General features: G+C 45.0%; 16 protein-coding genes and 1 riboswitch. Of the genes, 1 reads left to right on the forward strand and 15 read right to left on the reverse strand.

The genetic code is table 11. The annotated features are described in order from the left end of the window. Positions 1-129: 129 nt before the first annotated feature. From QFZ77_RS29250 to QFZ77_RS29280, 7 genes are all read right to left on the reverse strand, one after another. Positions 130-1,842 (reverse strand): adenine deaminase C-terminal domain-containing protein, encoded by a 1,713-nt coding sequence (locus tag QFZ77_RS29250; RefSeq protein WP_307444962.1) that lies wholly within the window; start codon positions 1,840-1,842, stop codon positions 130-132. A gap of 21 nt (positions 1,843-1,863) precedes the next feature. Next, positions 1,864-2,925, reverse strand: a complete 1,062-nt coding sequence (locus QFZ77_RS29255; protein WP_307444963.1) for an ABC transporter ATP-binding protein — start codon at positions 2,923-2,925, stop codon at positions 1,864-1,866. Positions 2,926-2,940: 15 nt separating this feature from the next. Further along, positions 2,941-3,729, reverse strand: a complete 789-nt coding sequence (locus QFZ77_RS29260; RefSeq protein ID WP_056839164.1) for an ABC transporter permease — start codon at positions 3,727-3,729, stop codon at positions 2,941-2,943. Positions 3,730-3,733: 4 nt separating this feature from the next. Then, complete coding sequence (locus QFZ77_RS29265; RefSeq protein ID WP_307444966.1) at positions 3,734-4,555, reverse strand: ABC transporter permease; 822 nt, start codon at positions 4,553-4,555, stop codon at positions 3,734-3,736. Between the two features lie 27 nt (positions 4,556-4,582). Then, on the reverse strand, positions 4,583-5,515 hold the full coding sequence (locus QFZ77_RS29270; RefSeq protein WP_307444967.1) for a nucleoside hydrolase: 933 nt from the start codon (positions 5,513-5,515) through the stop codon (positions 4,583-4,585). Positions 5,516-5,585: 70 nt separating this feature from the next. Beyond that, positions 5,586-6,695: an ABC transporter substrate-binding protein gene (locus QFZ77_RS29275; RefSeq protein WP_373462776.1), complete on the reverse strand. Its 1,110-nt coding sequence runs from the start codon at positions 6,693-6,695 to the stop codon at positions 5,586-5,588. A 264-nt stretch (positions 6,696-6,959) separates the two neighbouring features. Next, positions 6,960-7,307: a hypothetical protein gene (locus tag QFZ77_RS29280; protein ID WP_057306268.1), complete on the reverse strand. Its 348-nt coding sequence runs from the start codon at positions 7,305-7,307 to the stop codon at positions 6,960-6,962. 343 nt (positions 7,308-7,650) lie between these two features. Next, positions 7,651-7,739, forward strand: a riboswitch (cyclic di-GMP riboswitch). Positions 7,740-7,858: 119 nt separating this feature from the next. On the opposite strand from QFZ77_RS29280, the gene QFZ77_RS29285 reads away from it, so the two are divergent. After that, the gene (locus QFZ77_RS29285; protein ID WP_373462669.1) at positions 7,859-8,221 is read left to right on the forward strand and encodes a response regulator; all 363 of its coding nucleotides are present in this window, start codon (positions 7,859-7,861) and stop codon (positions 8,219-8,221) included. Positions 8,222-8,272: 51 nt separating this feature from the next. Here the strand turns inward: QFZ77_RS29285 and QFZ77_RS29290 are convergent, their stop codons facing one another. The 8 genes from QFZ77_RS29290 to QFZ77_RS29325 form a co-directional block, all read right to left on the reverse strand. Next, complete coding sequence (locus QFZ77_RS29290; RefSeq protein WP_307444972.1) at positions 8,273-8,437, reverse strand: hypothetical protein; 165 nt, start codon at positions 8,435-8,437, stop codon at positions 8,273-8,275. 134 nt (positions 8,438-8,571) lie between these two features. Next, positions 8,572-8,844 carry a Rieske (2Fe-2S) protein gene (locus QFZ77_RS29295; RefSeq protein WP_307444974.1) on the reverse strand — a complete coding sequence of 91 codons (273 nt, stop codon included), beginning with the start codon at positions 8,842-8,844 and terminating at the stop codon, positions 8,572-8,574. A gap of 57 nt (positions 8,845-8,901) precedes the next feature. Continuing rightward, on the reverse strand, positions 8,902-10,041 hold the full coding sequence (locus QFZ77_RS29300) for an exo-beta-N-acetylmuramidase NamZ family protein (protein ID WP_307444975.1): 1,140 nt from the start codon (positions 10,039-10,041) through the stop codon (positions 8,902-8,904). A gap of 697 nt (positions 10,042-10,738) precedes the next feature. Next, positions 10,739-11,446 (reverse strand): PIG-L deacetylase family protein, encoded by a 708-nt coding sequence (locus QFZ77_RS29305; protein WP_307444977.1) that lies wholly within the window; start codon positions 11,444-11,446, stop codon positions 10,739-10,741. Further along, complete coding sequence (locus tag QFZ77_RS29310; protein WP_307444979.1) at positions 11,447-12,415, reverse strand: GNAT family N-acetyltransferase; 969 nt, start codon at positions 12,413-12,415, stop codon at positions 11,447-11,449. Positions 12,416-12,449: 34 nt separating this feature from the next. Further along, a complete protein-coding gene (locus QFZ77_RS29315; RefSeq protein WP_307444981.1) occupies positions 12,450-13,310 on the reverse strand; it encodes a carbohydrate ABC transporter permease in 861 nt (286 codons plus the stop codon). 54 nt (positions 13,311-13,364) lie between these two features. Next, a complete protein-coding gene (locus QFZ77_RS29320) occupies positions 13,365-14,270 on the reverse strand; it encodes a carbohydrate ABC transporter permease (RefSeq protein WP_307444983.1) in 906 nt (301 codons plus the stop codon). 92 nt (positions 14,271-14,362) lie between these two features. After that, positions 14,363-15,805 carry an ABC transporter substrate-binding protein gene (locus QFZ77_RS29325; protein ID WP_307444985.1) on the reverse strand — a complete coding sequence of 481 codons (1,443 nt, stop codon included), beginning with the start codon at positions 15,803-15,805 and terminating at the stop codon, positions 14,363-14,365. Positions 15,806-15,844: the final 39 nt, after the last annotated feature.

Here is a 15,844-nt window from a genome sequence, read left to right on the forward strand (position 1 = left end):
TCATTAGGTATTAAGCGTGTTCCCAAATCTACGAAAATAAGCTAAGTCACAGTGGTTATAACCATCTGGACTTAGCTTAATCCAAGAATTCCATTAGCCTCCGCCTTGAATCCGCGAAAACTCAATAAATTAACTGTGTATGATTAGAGGCACAACTTTCCCTTCATTCACATCAATTAAACCAAAATCCGTTATTTTCAGTGCAGGACTAACAGGTAAAGAATGCGTACTGATGGACATGATCGGATTATAATGGCAGTAGCCTAACGATTCCATAGACTTGCGCAGCTGCTCAACTTCCTTGGCGACTTGCTCCAAAGGGACTTCGGTTAAAATACCGCCGACAGGCAGCTCAAGACTAGCGATCACCTTGCCGTTCTCAACAACGCTGAAGCCCCCTTGATTCTTGATAACCTCATTAGCGGCCATCATCATATCGACGGGATTATGCCCGACTACAAGCATGTTATGGTTATCGTGGGAATAAGTCGTTGCTATGGCTCCTCGCTTGATCGTATCACCGCCAATTAAACCATAAGCGCGATTCCCATTTTTCCCATAGCGTTCAAAAGTAGCAATGAGTCCATAGCCGCTTTCCTGCCAGTTAAGCTTCCCTTGATGAACTTCCACATCTGTGTGATGCTCCTCTGTAAACGTGGAACCATCCTTTACCATCATTGCTCGGCAGGCATATCGGCCATCCGCTACTTCTGTGTTCACTGAGAAATCCGCTTCGGTTAACGGCGACATATGAACGCTTTGATAATAGTGTGCTGGAAATGCGGGTGAATGGACGGTAGGTTTGTATGTTTCGCTCACATCATATACCTTGCGGCCATGCTTGTACACTTGATCGATTGTCAGCTGCTCCAGATTGGATATCAGTTGAAAATCGCCAATTTTACCGGGCGCTATTACGCCGCGATCATACATCCGCATTCTTTTGGCTGGAGAAAGCGTACTGGCATAAATCGCCTGCTCAGGCTTCATACCCATCCCAATCGCTTTACGAACAAGGTGATTTAAGTGTCCCCGACGCTCGAAGGAGTCGGCCATTACATCATCGGTAACAAAGCAATAATGCTCGGAAACCTCATGCTCCATCAAATACGCCATCACTTCAGGCGTCATCGATTTTTCTTGAATTTCAATAAACATACCCGCAGCGATCCGAGCTTCCATGCCCTCGATCGATTGATGTGTATGATCGGAATCTACCCCGCTATAGATCATTCGATGCAAATCCAGATCTAACAGTTTCGGCACATGTCCTTCAATAATGAGATGAGGATAGTGGCTGCGGATATGATTTAAGATGTGATTCGTTTTGCAGTCAGGATCCGTAATGACGTCCACGTAGTTCATGATTTCGCCTAAGCAAATGATTCTTTCCGTACGAAGCAATTCGTCCAAATCCTCGATTTCAATCGCTCCTCCGGTCGTTTCCATCGAAGTGGCAGGAACCGAACTCGGGATCGCGTAGAACATGTCCGCCACACAATGCTGGCTAGCTTTAATGAATTCCTTCACCCCGTCAAGCCCGAAGACATTGGCGATCTCATGAGGTTCTGGAACGATGGTTGTTACACCGTTGCGAATGAGTCCGTAAGAGAACGTCTCCGGCGTGACCATCGTGCTTTCGATATGCAGATGGATATCAATGAGGCCGGGAATCATATAACGTCCTTGTCCGTCCAAGTGCTCGGTCGCTTCGAAACTATCGGTAGCCCGTTCCCCGATATATAGAAACCTTCCATCCAAGATCGCTGCATTCCCTTGAATGAATGTTTTAAAATAACTATTATAAATTCGTACATTCTCAATCAGTAAATCTACACGCATCTGCCTTCGCCTCCAAGTACATTACTCAACTAGAACTAATTTCTCGCTAGGAAAAAGAAGCCGGACCTCTTGACCGTTCAGGTAAGGAAGTTCCATTTCTTTATTCACTGTGAAATTTCCCAGCTCCGTCTCGACAACGTATTGATAGCTTCTTCCAAGGAAGGTGCTGACCTTGATATGACCTGACAAACGATTCGCTCCTGCCTCGATTTCATCAGACATTCCAATCACGACATCATCCGGACGAATAGCGCCTTGCTTGCCCAACTGTTCTCCTTTGCTGGCATGCTTCGTAACGGTGAACATATAGTCTTTCACCTTTAACGCAATCTCTTCGTTTCCATCGAATCTTGAATCGAAGGTAATAAAATTCGTAAAGCCAATAAACCGAGCCACAAACTCCGTTTTTGGATATTTAAATATCGCCGCTGGAGCGCCAAGCTGTTCAATGATGCCTTTATTCATAATCGCAACTTGATCGGAGATGGAGAAGCACTCTTCCTGATCATGCGATACATAGACTGTAGTAATACCGAGCTCCTGCTGAATGCGGCGGATCTCCACTCGCATATTAATACGCAGATTAGCGTCCAAATTGCTTAACGGTTCGTCGAAGAGCAGCAGTTCCGGCTCGATCACAAGCGCTCGAGCAATAGCGACCCGCTGTCTTTGGCCGCCTGAGAGCTCCTTCGGAAAGCGCTTTTCGAAGCCGGACAAGCTTACGATATCGAGGATGTTCCGGACTCGCCGATCGATCTCTGCCCCACTCACTTTCCGAAGACGCAGACCGAAAGCTACATTATCATAAATGGATAAGTGTGGAAACAAAGCATAGCTCTGAAACACGAATCCGAAGTTCCGTTTGTTGACGGGAACGTGCGTATAATCTTTTCCGTTAAGTGAAAATTTGCCCGCTCTTGCTTCTATAAATCCCGCGATTAGCCGCAAAGTCGTCGTTTTCCCGCATCCACTTGGACCGAGCAGCGAGATCAGACTTCCTTTTTCAACACTTAGGTTGAAGTCCTGCAGAATATATTGCTGGTCATAGGCAACCGAAATATTTTCCAGTGATAGCAATGCCATGGATGAAAGCCTCCGTTATCGTTTGGTGAAATAGGATAAACCCATCAACCGTTCAATGATGAACATAAGTACGGCAGTGAAGAGCATTAGTAAGACAGAAATGGCGGCAATTGTAGGGTCAAAATGATTCTCCACATACGTCAGCATCTGTATTGGCAGCGTACTGACTCCGGGGCCTGTCATAAAGACCGAGATGTCGACATTATTAAATGATTCTAAAAATGCAATTAGAATGGCTGCGATAATACCGGACTTGATGTTCGGTAGGACCACTTTGAAAAAGGTTTTAAGCTGACCGGCGCCAAGACTTAACGCAGCTTCCTCAATCGCAAAATCGAAATTCGATAAGCTTGATGCAATAACGCGAATGATAAAAGGAAGCATAATCACGGTATGTCCAATCAGCAGAGCTGCATAGATCGGCAGGTGATAGGTGACGATAAGGTACTTGAGCATCGTAAACCCAAGTACGATACCTGGAATAAGCACTGGGGAAATAAAAATCGCATTAAGCGCTCCTTTTCCCTTAAACTCAAACCGGCTTAACGCATACGCCGCTGGGATACCAAGCAGCAGTGCAAACAAATTACCGATCATCGATACGATAACAGAGGTACCCGCGGTCGTCATGAACATCTTGACTTCCAAAATGTTGCGGTACCATTTCAATGAGAATCCTGTCGGTGGGAATTTCAATACACTCCCTGGCTCAAATGAAGCAAATGCAATTATGACGAGCGGCCCGAGCAAGAACATGTAGACAAGAAGCGTAAATAAGGCCAGTCCTCGATTCTTCTCCCGCATACTTCTACCCCTTCGGATTTAATTTAGTAGCCAGTTTGTTCATAAGCGCGATAACCACGAAAGTGATCACGATCATAATCACGGCAATGACGGAGGCGAGATACCAATCGTTCAGAGTAATCGCATTCTGATAGAGGAATGTGGAAATAACCCGCTGCTTGCCTCCGAGCAAAGCCGGTGTCGTATAAGCTGTCAAGCTTCCGACAAACACAAGGATACTGCCTATAATTAATCCGGGTACACTAAGCGGCACGATGACCTTGACGAAGGCCGTAAATCGGTTAGCTCCCAAGCTCTCCGCCGCTTTAATCAGATCCGGATCTATATTCTCAAGAACACCGACCAACGTAATAATGATGAGCGGAAGAAATAAATGGAGAAGACCAATCATCATCGCCACTGGCGTGTACAAAATATCGAGTGGCTCTTGGATGATACCAATGGCCATCAAGGCATTATTGAGCAGCCCTTTTTTACCTAAAATAATCATCCAGCTGAACGACCTGACAACCGAGCTTGTAAGCAGCGGAAAAATAGCTAATGCAAGTAAGATCGCCTTTTGTCTCGGACTCTGTTTGGAGATGAAATAAGCCACAGGAAATCCAAGCAATATGCAAAATAGGGTGGTTACCAAGCTGACACGCAGCGTCGTCCACACGATTTTGAAAAAATAAGGGTCTTTAAAGAAACTTAAGTACCCTCCAAGCGTGAATGTCCCTTTATCGAAAAAGGTTGAACCTATCGTGAGAAGGATCGGTACCACCATGAAAACCGTCAGGAACAGTAGTCCCGGTAGCAATAATAAAAATAAGTACGTTTTTTTCATGTAGCTTTACTCCTGTTCCTGGGTTCGCTAGGCACGCAGCGCGTGTATAAAAAGCTGGAGGAATTCGTCAGCCGATACTTCCGTACACACATGAACATTAGCCTCTTTGGACAAGCGGTTCTGGAAATCGCATACGGTTTGTCCGTCGCACAGCTCACTTCGGGTTTCTACATCAACATAATAATGGCGTGTCGTGACCAGCTGTTTATTCAGAGCCACTCCAACTGCAAGTGGATCATGAAGCGCACAGGCCCGAACCCCGTTGCGTTCATAGTAACGCTTCATATAATTCGCGGTGCTTTCCTGCACATATCGGGCTATGGGAGAATCTCCGAGCTTACGGATATGATCATCGGTCAGCAGCGCTTTACGCGTCACATCCAACCCTACAAGGGTTAAGGATGGAAAACCTGCCTGGAAAACGATCTTCGCGGCTTCCGGATCGACGTACATATTGTACTCCGCCGTGGGCGTTACATTGCCGAAGCCTTGAACGACGCCGCCCATCACAATCACTTCCTTGACCTGATGAATCAGATCAGGATGCTTCATAACCGCCAAAGCCAGATTCGTTAATGGCGCAGTCATAACCAAAGTGACTTCTCCGGCGTGCTTCCGCACTTGTTCCACGATAAAATCGGAGGCATGTCCAGCGGTCGTCTGCATATGAACCGGCATATCGCTTAAAGCGCCACCAAGCCCGTCATTGCCGTGGACATGATGCTCAAAGTGAGAAGCTCGCATTAAAGGCTTGTCTGCCCCTTTAACGACAGGAATCTTCTCTTCCATCCCGAGCAGTTGGAGGATCTTACATGTGTTCTTAGTCGCTTGGTCCAGTGAAACGTTGCCATTCACGGTTGTAATTCCGAGTACATCCATCTCTCCGCTGCGGATGGCCAAGAGAATACCTAGCGCATCATCCACACCCGTGTCTACATCTAGGATGACCTTTTTTTTCATGACTAAGCCCCCTTTAAGTCCTATTGAAGAAATCAAGGGTATATTTGCATATACCCTTGATTGGTTTTATTTATTGAGCAACTTCCTTGTTCCAACGGGCAATCCATGCTTTGAGATTCTGATTGACGAATTTCATATCCAATTTGCGAAGTTTACTCACGACGTCAGCGCCATAGGTAATCCCCGTAGCTTCTTCAGCCGAAAGCTGAAGTGTCGTGTTTACAGGTGAATCTACTTTCGCTTTCGCTGATTTCTCCTGTACTTCCTTGCTCAAATGCCAGTTGATGAAATCTTCAGCCAGCTGCTTATTTTTACTTCCTTTAATCACGTTGACCGTGTTCATAACGGCATAAGCCCCTTCTTGCGGGGAGACGAACTTCGTTTCTGGCACAGCCGCTTTCAAATCCTTCACGTACATTTCCATGATAGGACCAGCAGCAATTTCCCCTTGCGAGAACATGTTAACGAATTCAGAGGTTTGGCCGTAGTATTTAACGACTCCTTTGTTCAGTTCCTTAACCTTTGCGAAAGCTTGATCCTCATTAAACGTAGCATTTCCAGCAACGACAGATGCTGCATCTAGGACCATTGGGCCAGTTGTCCCCGTGATGTTAGGAATTGTCAGTTTCTTGGAGAGTTCTGGACTCCACAGGTCGCTCCACGACTTGATTTCTTTGGTAGTCGCTTTCGGATTATAGGCAATACCCAATCGCCCTACTGTGTACGCAGGACCGTAATCTTCACCTAGTGGCGCCTTAGCCAAATCATAAATGTCTTTCAAGTTCGGAATCCGACTGCGGTCGATCTTATCGAACAGTCCCGCTTCAATTCCTTGTTGTGCGTAATAGTCAGATAAATAAATGAGGTCCACGCTCGAGCTGCCTTGTTTCACTTTGTTCAGGCGTTCTGCGTTATTGCCTATTTCCAGAACGATCTTGGCATTATGCTCTTTCTCAAACGGCGCGTACACTTCTTTCTTGAAGAAATCATCCGCAAAACCCCAGGTGGAAATGATTAAAGTTGTAGGTTCCCCTTTGGATGCCGATGTGGCAGCCGCTGTGGGTGCTGTTGTAGCTCCACTTGTATTGCCCTGGTCCTTCGCAGGCGCTGTGCCGCAACCTGTTAAGGCTAGTCCTACTACAGATAAAGAAATTAAACCACGAACCATTTTTTGTCTCATCATTTCATCGTCCTCCCAAGTTTTATCATGTATGATTTTAATGCGTGAATCCCCTGTTAAATTTTTACTAGTATTCTTCAAGACCCCAGATATATGCGCGTATCGATCTAACTACAATATGAAAAAAAAAAAGAAAAGTACCCTTGATAGAAAGAAGCTTCTAATCAAGAGCACTCTTCATTGTAAACAAAGTAAAGTGACATCTATTGGTATACATGTGGTTTCCTCTTAAGATAAATCAAAAGAGAACACCGCCCGACAAAACTATTCGGTTTGTTTAAGAATAATGTTCGTTATTGCCCATTGCGTCGGCGGATCATAGTCCCTTAATACGGCATCCATGGATAAGCCAAGTTCTTGCTCCAACCTGTCCCGGATTCTCTTCTTGTATATGGAGGACATATAGAAATCGACTTCGTGTTTGAGCGTTGGCGCCTCGCCCTCTAATGCGGTTGATCGTGGTGAGCGGCGATGCTTGGCATGAAAAGTAATAATGTTTTGATCAATGGAAACCTTCAGCAGTGTTGTGCCAAACCCGAACAACTCTTTGGAGATTTCGTTATAGAGGTGACACAGCTTCTTCTTGTATTCATTAGAATCTAGTTGTGGCATGGAATCACCTTCAAGATCAATTATCAACCCTTATGCGTTAAAATCTATCTTAATAATACATAGGATTTCAGAATTAATCAAGAGAATCGTTCGTCTTTCTCACTGAAAAAGGGCATTATTTACCTACATCACATCTAAATGATCCAATTTCCCGAATGTCTTACAAATATTGATTGATATTAATGACGGATAAACGTTAAAAAACACTCGGGCAGCATAACTCTAACTTTGTTAACACAAATCAAGGGCTTCCTCGCGGCAACTTTTAATAAACTAGTACTTTATTACTAATAATAAGAGTGCTATACTTTAGAATAAATGAATAAATAGTAATTCTTCTGTTATACGATAAGAGCAAAGCTAATGAAAATTAGTGACGCAAAGCTAAAGGAGCTAAGGCGAAATACGTCGCTATGCTTGCCAGTTACCGAAGGAAGGGACATATCCACAACTCCCCTTATTCTTCTTATAAGGGGAGTTTTCTTATGTAACGAGCCATCTATAACAGTAAATAGCTAGGTAGAAAGTCCCTCTGAAAGGTGATGATTATAATGGCAAGACTAATGGTTGTAGATGATTCTATCTTTATGCGATTGATGATTAAGAACATCCTCTTAGAATTAGGACATGAAATTGTAGCCGAAGCATCGAATGGACTTGAGGCAATCTCTCTGTTTTTACAGCATTCACCTGACGTGATTACGTTGGATATTACAATGCCCGAGATGGATGGTATTACTGCATTAAAGGAAATAAAAAGTTACAAGACCGATTCAAAGATAATTATGGTCTCAGCAATGGGGCAGCAATCCTTTGTTATTGAAGCCATTACCCTTGGCGCTAGAGATTTTATTGTGAAGCCTTTTGATAAAGACAGGGTAGCTGAAGCTGTAAAAAAGGTACTGAATACGTGAATACCCACAATGCTCTCCACCTGAATGCCTCGCCAATCCACTTTTCTGGAATTATCCGTTTGTTTTCAAAATAATTATAAACTCCGGATACGTAAATAAACGTTTGAAATGGGCCATACCTACCCAATTCGCTTCGCTCGCTGCTGTAAAATAAGTTTTGGCCCAGGCGGGAATTTCATCAGCGTCGGCAAAGGCAGCTTTTTTTGTGGTATCCAATCCAAGGGGATCAAATAGGCGTTTCAGCCCTTTCGATCCCTCATTTCCCGCTTATTCTCGCTATATACTTTCTTTCCAGATTAATACCAACTTTACCGTCTTGCACATTCACCTTATACGTTTTCACCCAAATCTTATCGTTGAATAAAGATTTGCCGGTTCGAATATCGAATACCCAGCCATGCCAGGGATAGCGGATGATCACCCTTTTTACCGTACTCGTATTCATACACGTCCGAAGGAAGCGTAGTACCAGAAACGAGTCCTGCGCACATCGGCACCCCTTGGTGGGGGCAATAATTGTTTAAAGCGTAATATTCATCGTTTATCCGGTAAATGCTGATGCTCTTCCCTTCGATTGTGACGACAGCGTGACCGCCTTCGGAGACAGCGTCCGCATCCAGCACGTAATGTACACGTTCGCAGTGGTGGCATTACGAATAACTATCTTGTCGCGTTCTATTTTAATATAGATGATACTGCTGTTTCATCTGTGCGAATTCCCGGCTTTCGTCCCGAAATTGCTCCAACAACACCGAAACATCTAATGACTCTTCACGGTACAACTTATCCCCGCACAATAAATCAATAAAAGGTCTGGATCCCTCTTTAAGAGGTGGCAGGAAAGAAAATTGCTCATAGTTACGCTTAATGGAATACATTAGTGTGATAGCTGTCTCCAAAGGCCGGATCGCTCGGGTATCCAGCACATGAAGCTGAACGCCACTGCACGACTCTCCCTGAAACTTGGAAAAGGTCGGTTTAAAATAGACCGGACGGAAAACGACCCCAGGCAGCTTCTTACTGTTCATGTCATCCGCCAGTTGTTGAGCGTCGATGAACGGAGCTCCTACAATTTCAAAAGGAACTGTAGTTCCTCTTCCTTCAGACATGTTGGTGCCTTCAAATATACAGGTGCCTGGATATAACAATGCCGTTTCAAACCGGGGAATTCCCAAGGAGGGCATCACCCAGTGTCGACCGGTATCAGTGAACTGCATCTTCCGCTCCCAGCCCTCAGCACGTATCACATGCAGATTACAATGCCAGTTCATCTGATCGTTAGCCATCGTGGCCACCTCACCGGCAGTCAGACCGTAACGCACACAAAGCGGATAATTGCCAACAAAAGATTGATAGTCCTTCTTTAAAATGTTACCTTCTACCGTCACCCCATCCAGTGGGTTAATCCGGTCCAAAATGACAAATGGCTTACCTGCTCTCGCACAATCTTCCAGAGCATATAGCATCGTATAAATAAAAGTGTAATATCGTGTGCCCACGTCCTGAATATCATAGACGACCATATCTACCTCATCCAGCATTTCCTGGCTCAGGCGCTTGGAATCCTTACGGTACAAGCTATGCACCGGCACCTGTGTGATCGGGTCCAGATACGTTTCTACCAGGGCGCCTGCTGCTTGATCTCCACGCACACCGTGTTCCGGTGAAAACAGGGCTGTCAGATTGAAATTCTCATGCAGAATTTGAATGGTGGATACGAAGTCATTGTTTAAGCCGGTAGGTGCCGTAATTAGTCCCAATCGTTTCCCTTTAAATAGATGAGTGTACTGCCTAATGCAATCGATACCGTTTCTGATCATAGCTGCCTCCCAAATTTTGTTTGATATAAGAAAAACGGATTATGCCGTCCTAGACGAGTGTGTTGTCCAGGTTTTGATGCCGAACACTTCTCAACGCGCGCGAATCCTGGGCGCGCTTGGTAGCACCCCCGTATGGCGGTGGTCACCCTACTTTTCGCCCAAGATATCCGTGAAATGTTGTAGCGTTGTACACAATAAGCAAGCAAATCCGCTTAATCCTCGCGAATATTGCAGAAAATACAACAATTTCAACCAAAAGCAACCTTTTAGCATGAGAATATGGCTAAAATGTTGTACACCGTACAACATCTTCAGCTTATCCTGAAGAAACTGAGGAAATTGTTGTATGAAGTACAACTTGCCTACCTATTTCCTAACTCCTAACCCCAAATCCCTACTTCCTAATTACTGACTACTAACTTCTACTCCTACTTCTACTCCTACTTCTACTTCTACTTCTACTTCTACTTCTACTTCTACTTCTCTTCAAACATCTAACTTCTAGCAACAGACTACTAACTCCCACTTTCCCCACTCACTTCCCCTACAAACCAGAAAATATTATCTATGTAAAACTCGCTTATGCAATGTAGCAAACTATGCAAATTGAAGGTCATCTTCGATTTACCCAAATTGAGAAAACCTCTAACAAGGCCATTCATGAATGAGCAGCCGCGTGTAGAGGTTGATTTTATTTTTATAATTCAGTTTTGATAACACGCATATTTTCTTCTGGAATCATGAAGGTTTGTGCATATTGCTTTCTGGCTTCAATCCCGCGGACACGCATTAAATGCTTATAGTATTCCAGGTACTGGAAGGATTTGCTGCCTGTTACGAACCAATGTGTAGAGACGGCCTTCACCCATAAATCAAAGGCTTCTTGGTCGAAGTCGACATACACGTACGGTCGATAGTCGACGGCGTCCTCCCAGTTCTCGGCATAATACAATCTCTGTGCAAAATGTGCAGGAAGCTCCCGCTCAAACGTCGGCAAGGCGGCAAAATAGCGGGCATCATTGACGATGCGGTGCGTTGTCATATGATCCTTGTGCATGCTGTTCTTCCAATGCGTAATAATGACGTTGGGACGAACTTGACGAATGACATCGCATACGCGAAAACGCATTTCTTGGTTATCCTGCAGCTCACCGTCAGGAATATCGTCGAATACGAACGCTTCCCCGCCCAGCATCTCGGCAAAGGTTTTCGCCTCATTCACTTTCTGCACGCGATATTCGGCCATATCTTGTCCTGCCGGAACGCCGCGTTCGCCTGCTGTCAGCGCTAGGGTCGCAATGCGGTCCCCTTTCAAAGAGTGACTTGCCAATACGCCCCCGGCCGTTAATTCGGCATCACCAACATGGCCACCGATGGCTAGAATCGTTAACTTTTGCTCACTCATTCACACAAACTCCCTTCTCATGACAGAAAATTGTTTGACGGTTGTAAAGCCTGCCTTCTCGTAGATGCGGATAGCCGGATTCGTACTGCCCGTATAGAGCGACATGTAGTCGGTCCCGATCGAACGAAAAGCTTCGCACAGCTTAAAGAATAGCATGCTGCCCAGACCGTGTCCCTCATGATCAGGAAGCACGCCGATCCCAGCAAAATAGCCCCGGCCGTTCTCCTGCCGAATGACAGGACCGGCAAATCCAATTACCTTGCCTTTATATGCAGCAATTATCACTGGCACACCTTCTGCCGTGCTTTGCCCGATTTCCCTCTGCCATAAAAGATTATTAAATCCATTCAGCAATTCATCCACGCCGTCATGCTTTTCCGGGTCGAACAATTCAACTGAGTAACCCTCAGCAGCAGCTTTATCTTCTTTGGCTCTTATATCCTCTGGTATGGTAAAACCATCCAGCTTCAAATACATGGCGCACTCTTTAGCGCGTTCCACATACCCTGCCTGCAGCAAAAACGAATACAATTTACTTTCAATCGGCACGCCCGGCGCATTGTTATGCTCATGCTTCGGTGTCCCCGGTATATACCACGGCAATAACATCGGATTAAAAAATAAGACATCGCCTTGCTTTTTTCCCAGCTGCTGAAAGCGACGCTCCAAAGCGTCCAGCATGCCTTGATAGCTCTCATCTGTTTTGAAGTCATCGGATAAAACGATGCAGGTGATGTATCCAGCCACTTCCCCAAGCGGCAGATCATCGCCTGTGCAGCCGCAGGCAAAGCCTTTGACTTCATTTTGTTCCAGTAACACAAAAGCATTTTGTCTATCGAAATAAGGGTTGGCCGTGAAGATACGCTCAAAGGTTTGCTCGGTAAGCTCCTTGTAGCCTTCTTTCACGGCTTCTTCATTCCATAAGTCAATTACGGCCTGCTTGTATTGCTCATTCCAAGACACAATCATGCTGAAGTCATTCCTCCCTCACGCGCGGCTCGTATTAGCCCTTCACCGCACCAACCGTTACACCTTCTAAGAAGTACTTTTGCAAGCTGAAGAAAAGAATAAACATCGGCAGTGCAGAGATCGTAGCACCCGCCATCATCGGCGCGATAAACGTCGTATTGGCGAAGCGGAAGTTTTTCAATCCGACTTGGATCGTCTGCATACCCATCGTATTCGTGACAAGAAGCGGCCAGAAGAATGTGTTCCAGCTATCCATAAACGTTAGAATCGCCATGACGGCAAGCACGGTTTTGGACAACGGCAGAATGATTCTCCAATAGATCGTGAACTGACTGCACCCTTCAATCTTGGCGCTTTCCATAATCTCGTTCGGGATGCTGCTCATAAACTGTTTAGCCAGAAAAATATTATATACAGTAACGATACCCGGCATAATTAACGCGCTGTACGTATTTTGCAACTCAAACACGTTAACAACCAGAATATACAAAGGAACTTGCGTAACTTGGTAAGGAATCATCATGGAGACAAGCAGTACGGCAAATAGCACGCCTCTCCCTTTAAAACGAAGTTTAGAAAATGCATAGCCGGCCATGCTGGCAAAAATGACATTGGACACCATCACGGTGGTCGCCACAATCAGCGAGTTCAAAATCCAACGATACGAATACTCACTGTAATCAAAGAAATATTTAAAGGAAGCGAATGTAAACTTGCTTGGTAAAATGGAGTAACTCACCGCTCCGGCCTCAACCGGATCAGCAAAGGATGAAATGACCATGAAATAGATCGGAAATATCGTCGCCAAAGCAAAAAGTAGAAGGGCGATAAAAATGATTGAATTTCGAAAAGTTTTTACTCTAGGTTTTCCTGCATGATTGCTGTATAAAGCCATTTTTTATCCTCCCAACATAGGGATCTTTGAGCGGAGCTCAAAGTCTCTCCGCTCTTAATACTCGACATCTTTTCCTGCATATCTGAACTGAATAACCGAAATTCCCGCGATAATAACAGCTAGAATCAGCGATTGCGCCGCTGCTTTACCGAATTCAAAATAAGTAAATGCATTATTGAAAATCAGTAGACCAACCATGGTAGTCGCATTGTTCGGACCGCCACCGGTCATCAGGTACGCGTTTTGGAACACTTGGAAAGAACCGATAACACCCGTCACCAAAAGGAATAACGTAGCTGGTTTCAAAGAAGGAACAACAATGTGCCACAGCTTTTGAAAAAAGTTCGCTCCGTCCATTTCCGCTGCCTCGTAATACGTATCATCAATGCCGAGTAGACCGGCCAGGTAGATGATAATGCTTGTGCCATGACTGGACAACCAGGACATCAGAACCAAAGAAAACATCGACGTTTTACTTGAGCCAAGCCAATTCTGATTGCTAATGCCAAAGAAATGAATCAACTGGTTCAAAATCCCGCCTTCCATTGGATCGAAGATCCAAAGCCATACGACGGATAAAGCAACACCTGAAGCAACAACAGGCAAGTAATAAACACCTTTGAAAAAGCCCTGTGTTTTTTTCCTGAGCGGCAGAATCATAATCGCGATCACCATGGACAAGATCAAGTTAACAGGCACTGTCAAAAGCGTATAGACGACGGTATTGCGCATTGCTTGCCAAAACAAACCGTCTTTCACCGTAGAAACATAATTGTCAAATCCAACATAGGTAGAACCAAGAGGCTTGTATTCTTGGAGACTAATGATAAACGCGCTTACGACCGGATATGCGGTGAACATCGCAAAAACGACCAAAGCGACGGCAATGAATGCATATCCCCAAACTCCTTCTCCTCTGATTCTCCTTCTTTTCATCGGTTTAGCGATATGAGTAGCCATTCTGTCAAACCCCGTTTCAAAAAACTCGGATTAAAATAGTTCGGATAGCCGCGTAACAAGCATCACGGCTATCCGAGGTTTACAACTTATCATTAATCTTTCACAATGCCGTCTGCGCCAAATGCAGCAATCGCAGCGGTTTTCACAGCTTCATACATCGCTTCAGGAGTAATTTCACCTGCGATTAGACCTTGGAACTTAGGCACGATAACTTCTGTTTCCAATTTAATTGCTTTAGCACCAAGTTCTGTAGGGATATCCGAACGAGCCGGTGTTGCATTTTTCAGCATGTAGTCAACAGCAGCGATGTTCTCAGGGCTTCTGTCAATTTTCATGCTTTCAGCCGCTTTTTTACCGCTTTGTGTAATGTGTGCAGAGAACAGATCACTGTTTGTTGCTGCAGCATTTTTACCGCTAGCTAAGAAGTATGCAGCTTTTACGACATTCGCTTTGTGCTCAGCCGTAGGTTCCTTTTTACCGCGGAACGTCATGTAACCGTCAACGACAGTAGCGAATGATGGTTTTGCACCTTGGAAAGTCGGAGCCGGCAATACAACATAATCAACCGGGATGCTCTCTTTTACAGCACTAGCATCGTTTGCTTTAAGCTTTGCGTTATTTGTTTTTGCGGAATTTTCAAATACGGCAAGCCCTTTACCTGTGATCATGGTTTGACCTGTCAGGAACATGTTCCAACGCTTACCAGCGTCTACAGAGCTAAGTTCTTTCGGCATGGAGCCGTCATCAATCAGCTGACGAAGATCTTTGAGCAATCCTAAGTAGTTTTTGCTAGTGTAAGCATATTTCAAATCTTTATTAAACGCATGAGGCATGCCGGCATTTTTCGCCATGATACCCAAGTAGTCAACGGCAGCAACACCTTTAACAGCGAACACGAAACCATAGCGCGTTTTGCCATTTTCAGTTACGAGGCCTTTTTTGATCGCTTGACGGAATTCATCGTACGTCCAACCGCTCGTTTGTACTTTTTTCCAATCGATGCCGGCCTTTTCCAAGTACGCTTTGTTACCGCCCAGTGCGTGAACTTCCATGTACGCTGGGAAGCCGTAAAGTCCTTTGCCGTTTTTCATGTATTCAAGCGGTGCTTTCTCATAATCGTTAATCATCTCAGGAGTAGCTGAATCCGTGATGTCCATGAGTAAACCTTGCTGCAGATACTTAGGGATGCCGTCAGAGCCTCCGAACGCAATATCCGGCGGGCTGCCCGCATTCACTTGTGTATCCAATTTCTGTTTCATATCTTCCCAGCTTGCCGGTTCGATTTTCAAAGTCAGATTCGGATACAATGCCGTAAAGTCTTTCGACATTTGTTCGAAAGTCTTTTGGTAGTTCGGTGAAACCGGCGGCAGCAAAGCAGTGATGGTGTCTTTAGCTGTTGAGGCTCCAGCCGTAGCCGCTGGAGCAGCAGTACCTGTAGGTGTACTTGTTACTTTCGTACCGGAAGTACCACCACAAGCTGTTAAAGCCATGGTTAAAGCTACGACAGATGCTAATACGGGCATTTTTCTTTTCATAAAAATAGACCTCCATTTATAGGGATCTTTGAGCGTAGC

Source organism: Paenibacillus sp. V4I3 (assembly GCF_030817215.1).
Taxonomy (GTDB): domain Bacteria; phylum Bacillota; class Bacilli; order Paenibacillales; family NBRC-103111; genus Paenibacillus_E.

Bases quoted from the DNA above. Each gene is read 5' to 3' on its own strand.
- QFZ77_RS29270 (WP_307444967.1), bottom strand. From the start codon at position 5,515: ATGAAAAAAAAGGTCATCCTAGATGTAGACACGGGTGTGGATGATGCG.
- QFZ77_RS29255 (WP_307444963.1), bottom strand. From the start codon at position 2,925: ATGGCATTGCTATCACTGGAAAATATTTCGGTTGCCTATGACCAGCAA.
- QFZ77_RS29280 (WP_057306268.1), bottom strand. From the start codon at position 7,307: ATGCCACAACTAGATTCTAATGAATACAAGAAGAAGCTGTGTCACCTC.
- QFZ77_RS29250 (WP_307444962.1), bottom strand. From the start codon at position 1,842: ATGCGTGTAGATTTACTGATTGAGAATGTACGAATTTATAATAGTTAT.
- QFZ77_RS29310 (WP_307444979.1), bottom strand. From the start codon at position 12,415: ATGATTGTGTCTTGGAATGAGCAATACAAGCAGGCCGTAATTGACTTA.
- QFZ77_RS29325 (WP_307444985.1), bottom strand. From the start codon at position 15,805: ATGAAAAGAAAAATGCCCGTATTAGCATCTGTCGTAGCTTTAACCATG.
- QFZ77_RS29320 (WP_307444983.1), bottom strand. From the start codon at position 14,270: ATGGCTACTCATATCGCTAAACCGATGAAAAGAAGGAGAATCAGAGGA.
- QFZ77_RS29315 (WP_307444981.1), bottom strand. From the start codon at position 13,310: ATGGCTTTATACAGCAATCATGCAGGAAAACCTAGAGTAAAAACTTTT.
- QFZ77_RS29265 (WP_307444966.1), bottom strand. From the start codon at position 4,555: ATGAAAAAAACGTACTTATTTTTATTATTGCTACCGGGACTACTGTTC.
- QFZ77_RS29300 (WP_307444975.1), bottom strand. From the start codon at position 10,041: ATGATCAGAAACGGTATCGATTGCATTAGGCAGTACACTCATCTATTT.
- QFZ77_RS29275 (WP_373462776.1), bottom strand. From the start codon at position 6,695: ATGAGACAAAAAATGGTTCGTGGTTTAATTTCTTTATCTGTAGTAGGA.
- QFZ77_RS29285 (WP_373462669.1), top strand. From the start codon at position 7,859: ATGGCAAGACTAATGGTTGTAGATGATTCTATCTTTATGCGATTGATG.
- QFZ77_RS29305 (WP_307444977.1), bottom strand. From the start codon at position 11,446: ATGAGTGAGCAAAAGTTAACGATTCTAGCCATCGGTGGCCATGTTGGT.
- QFZ77_RS29260 (WP_056839164.1), bottom strand. From the start codon at position 3,729: ATGCGGGAGAAGAATCGAGGACTGGCCTTATTTACGCTTCTTGTCTAC.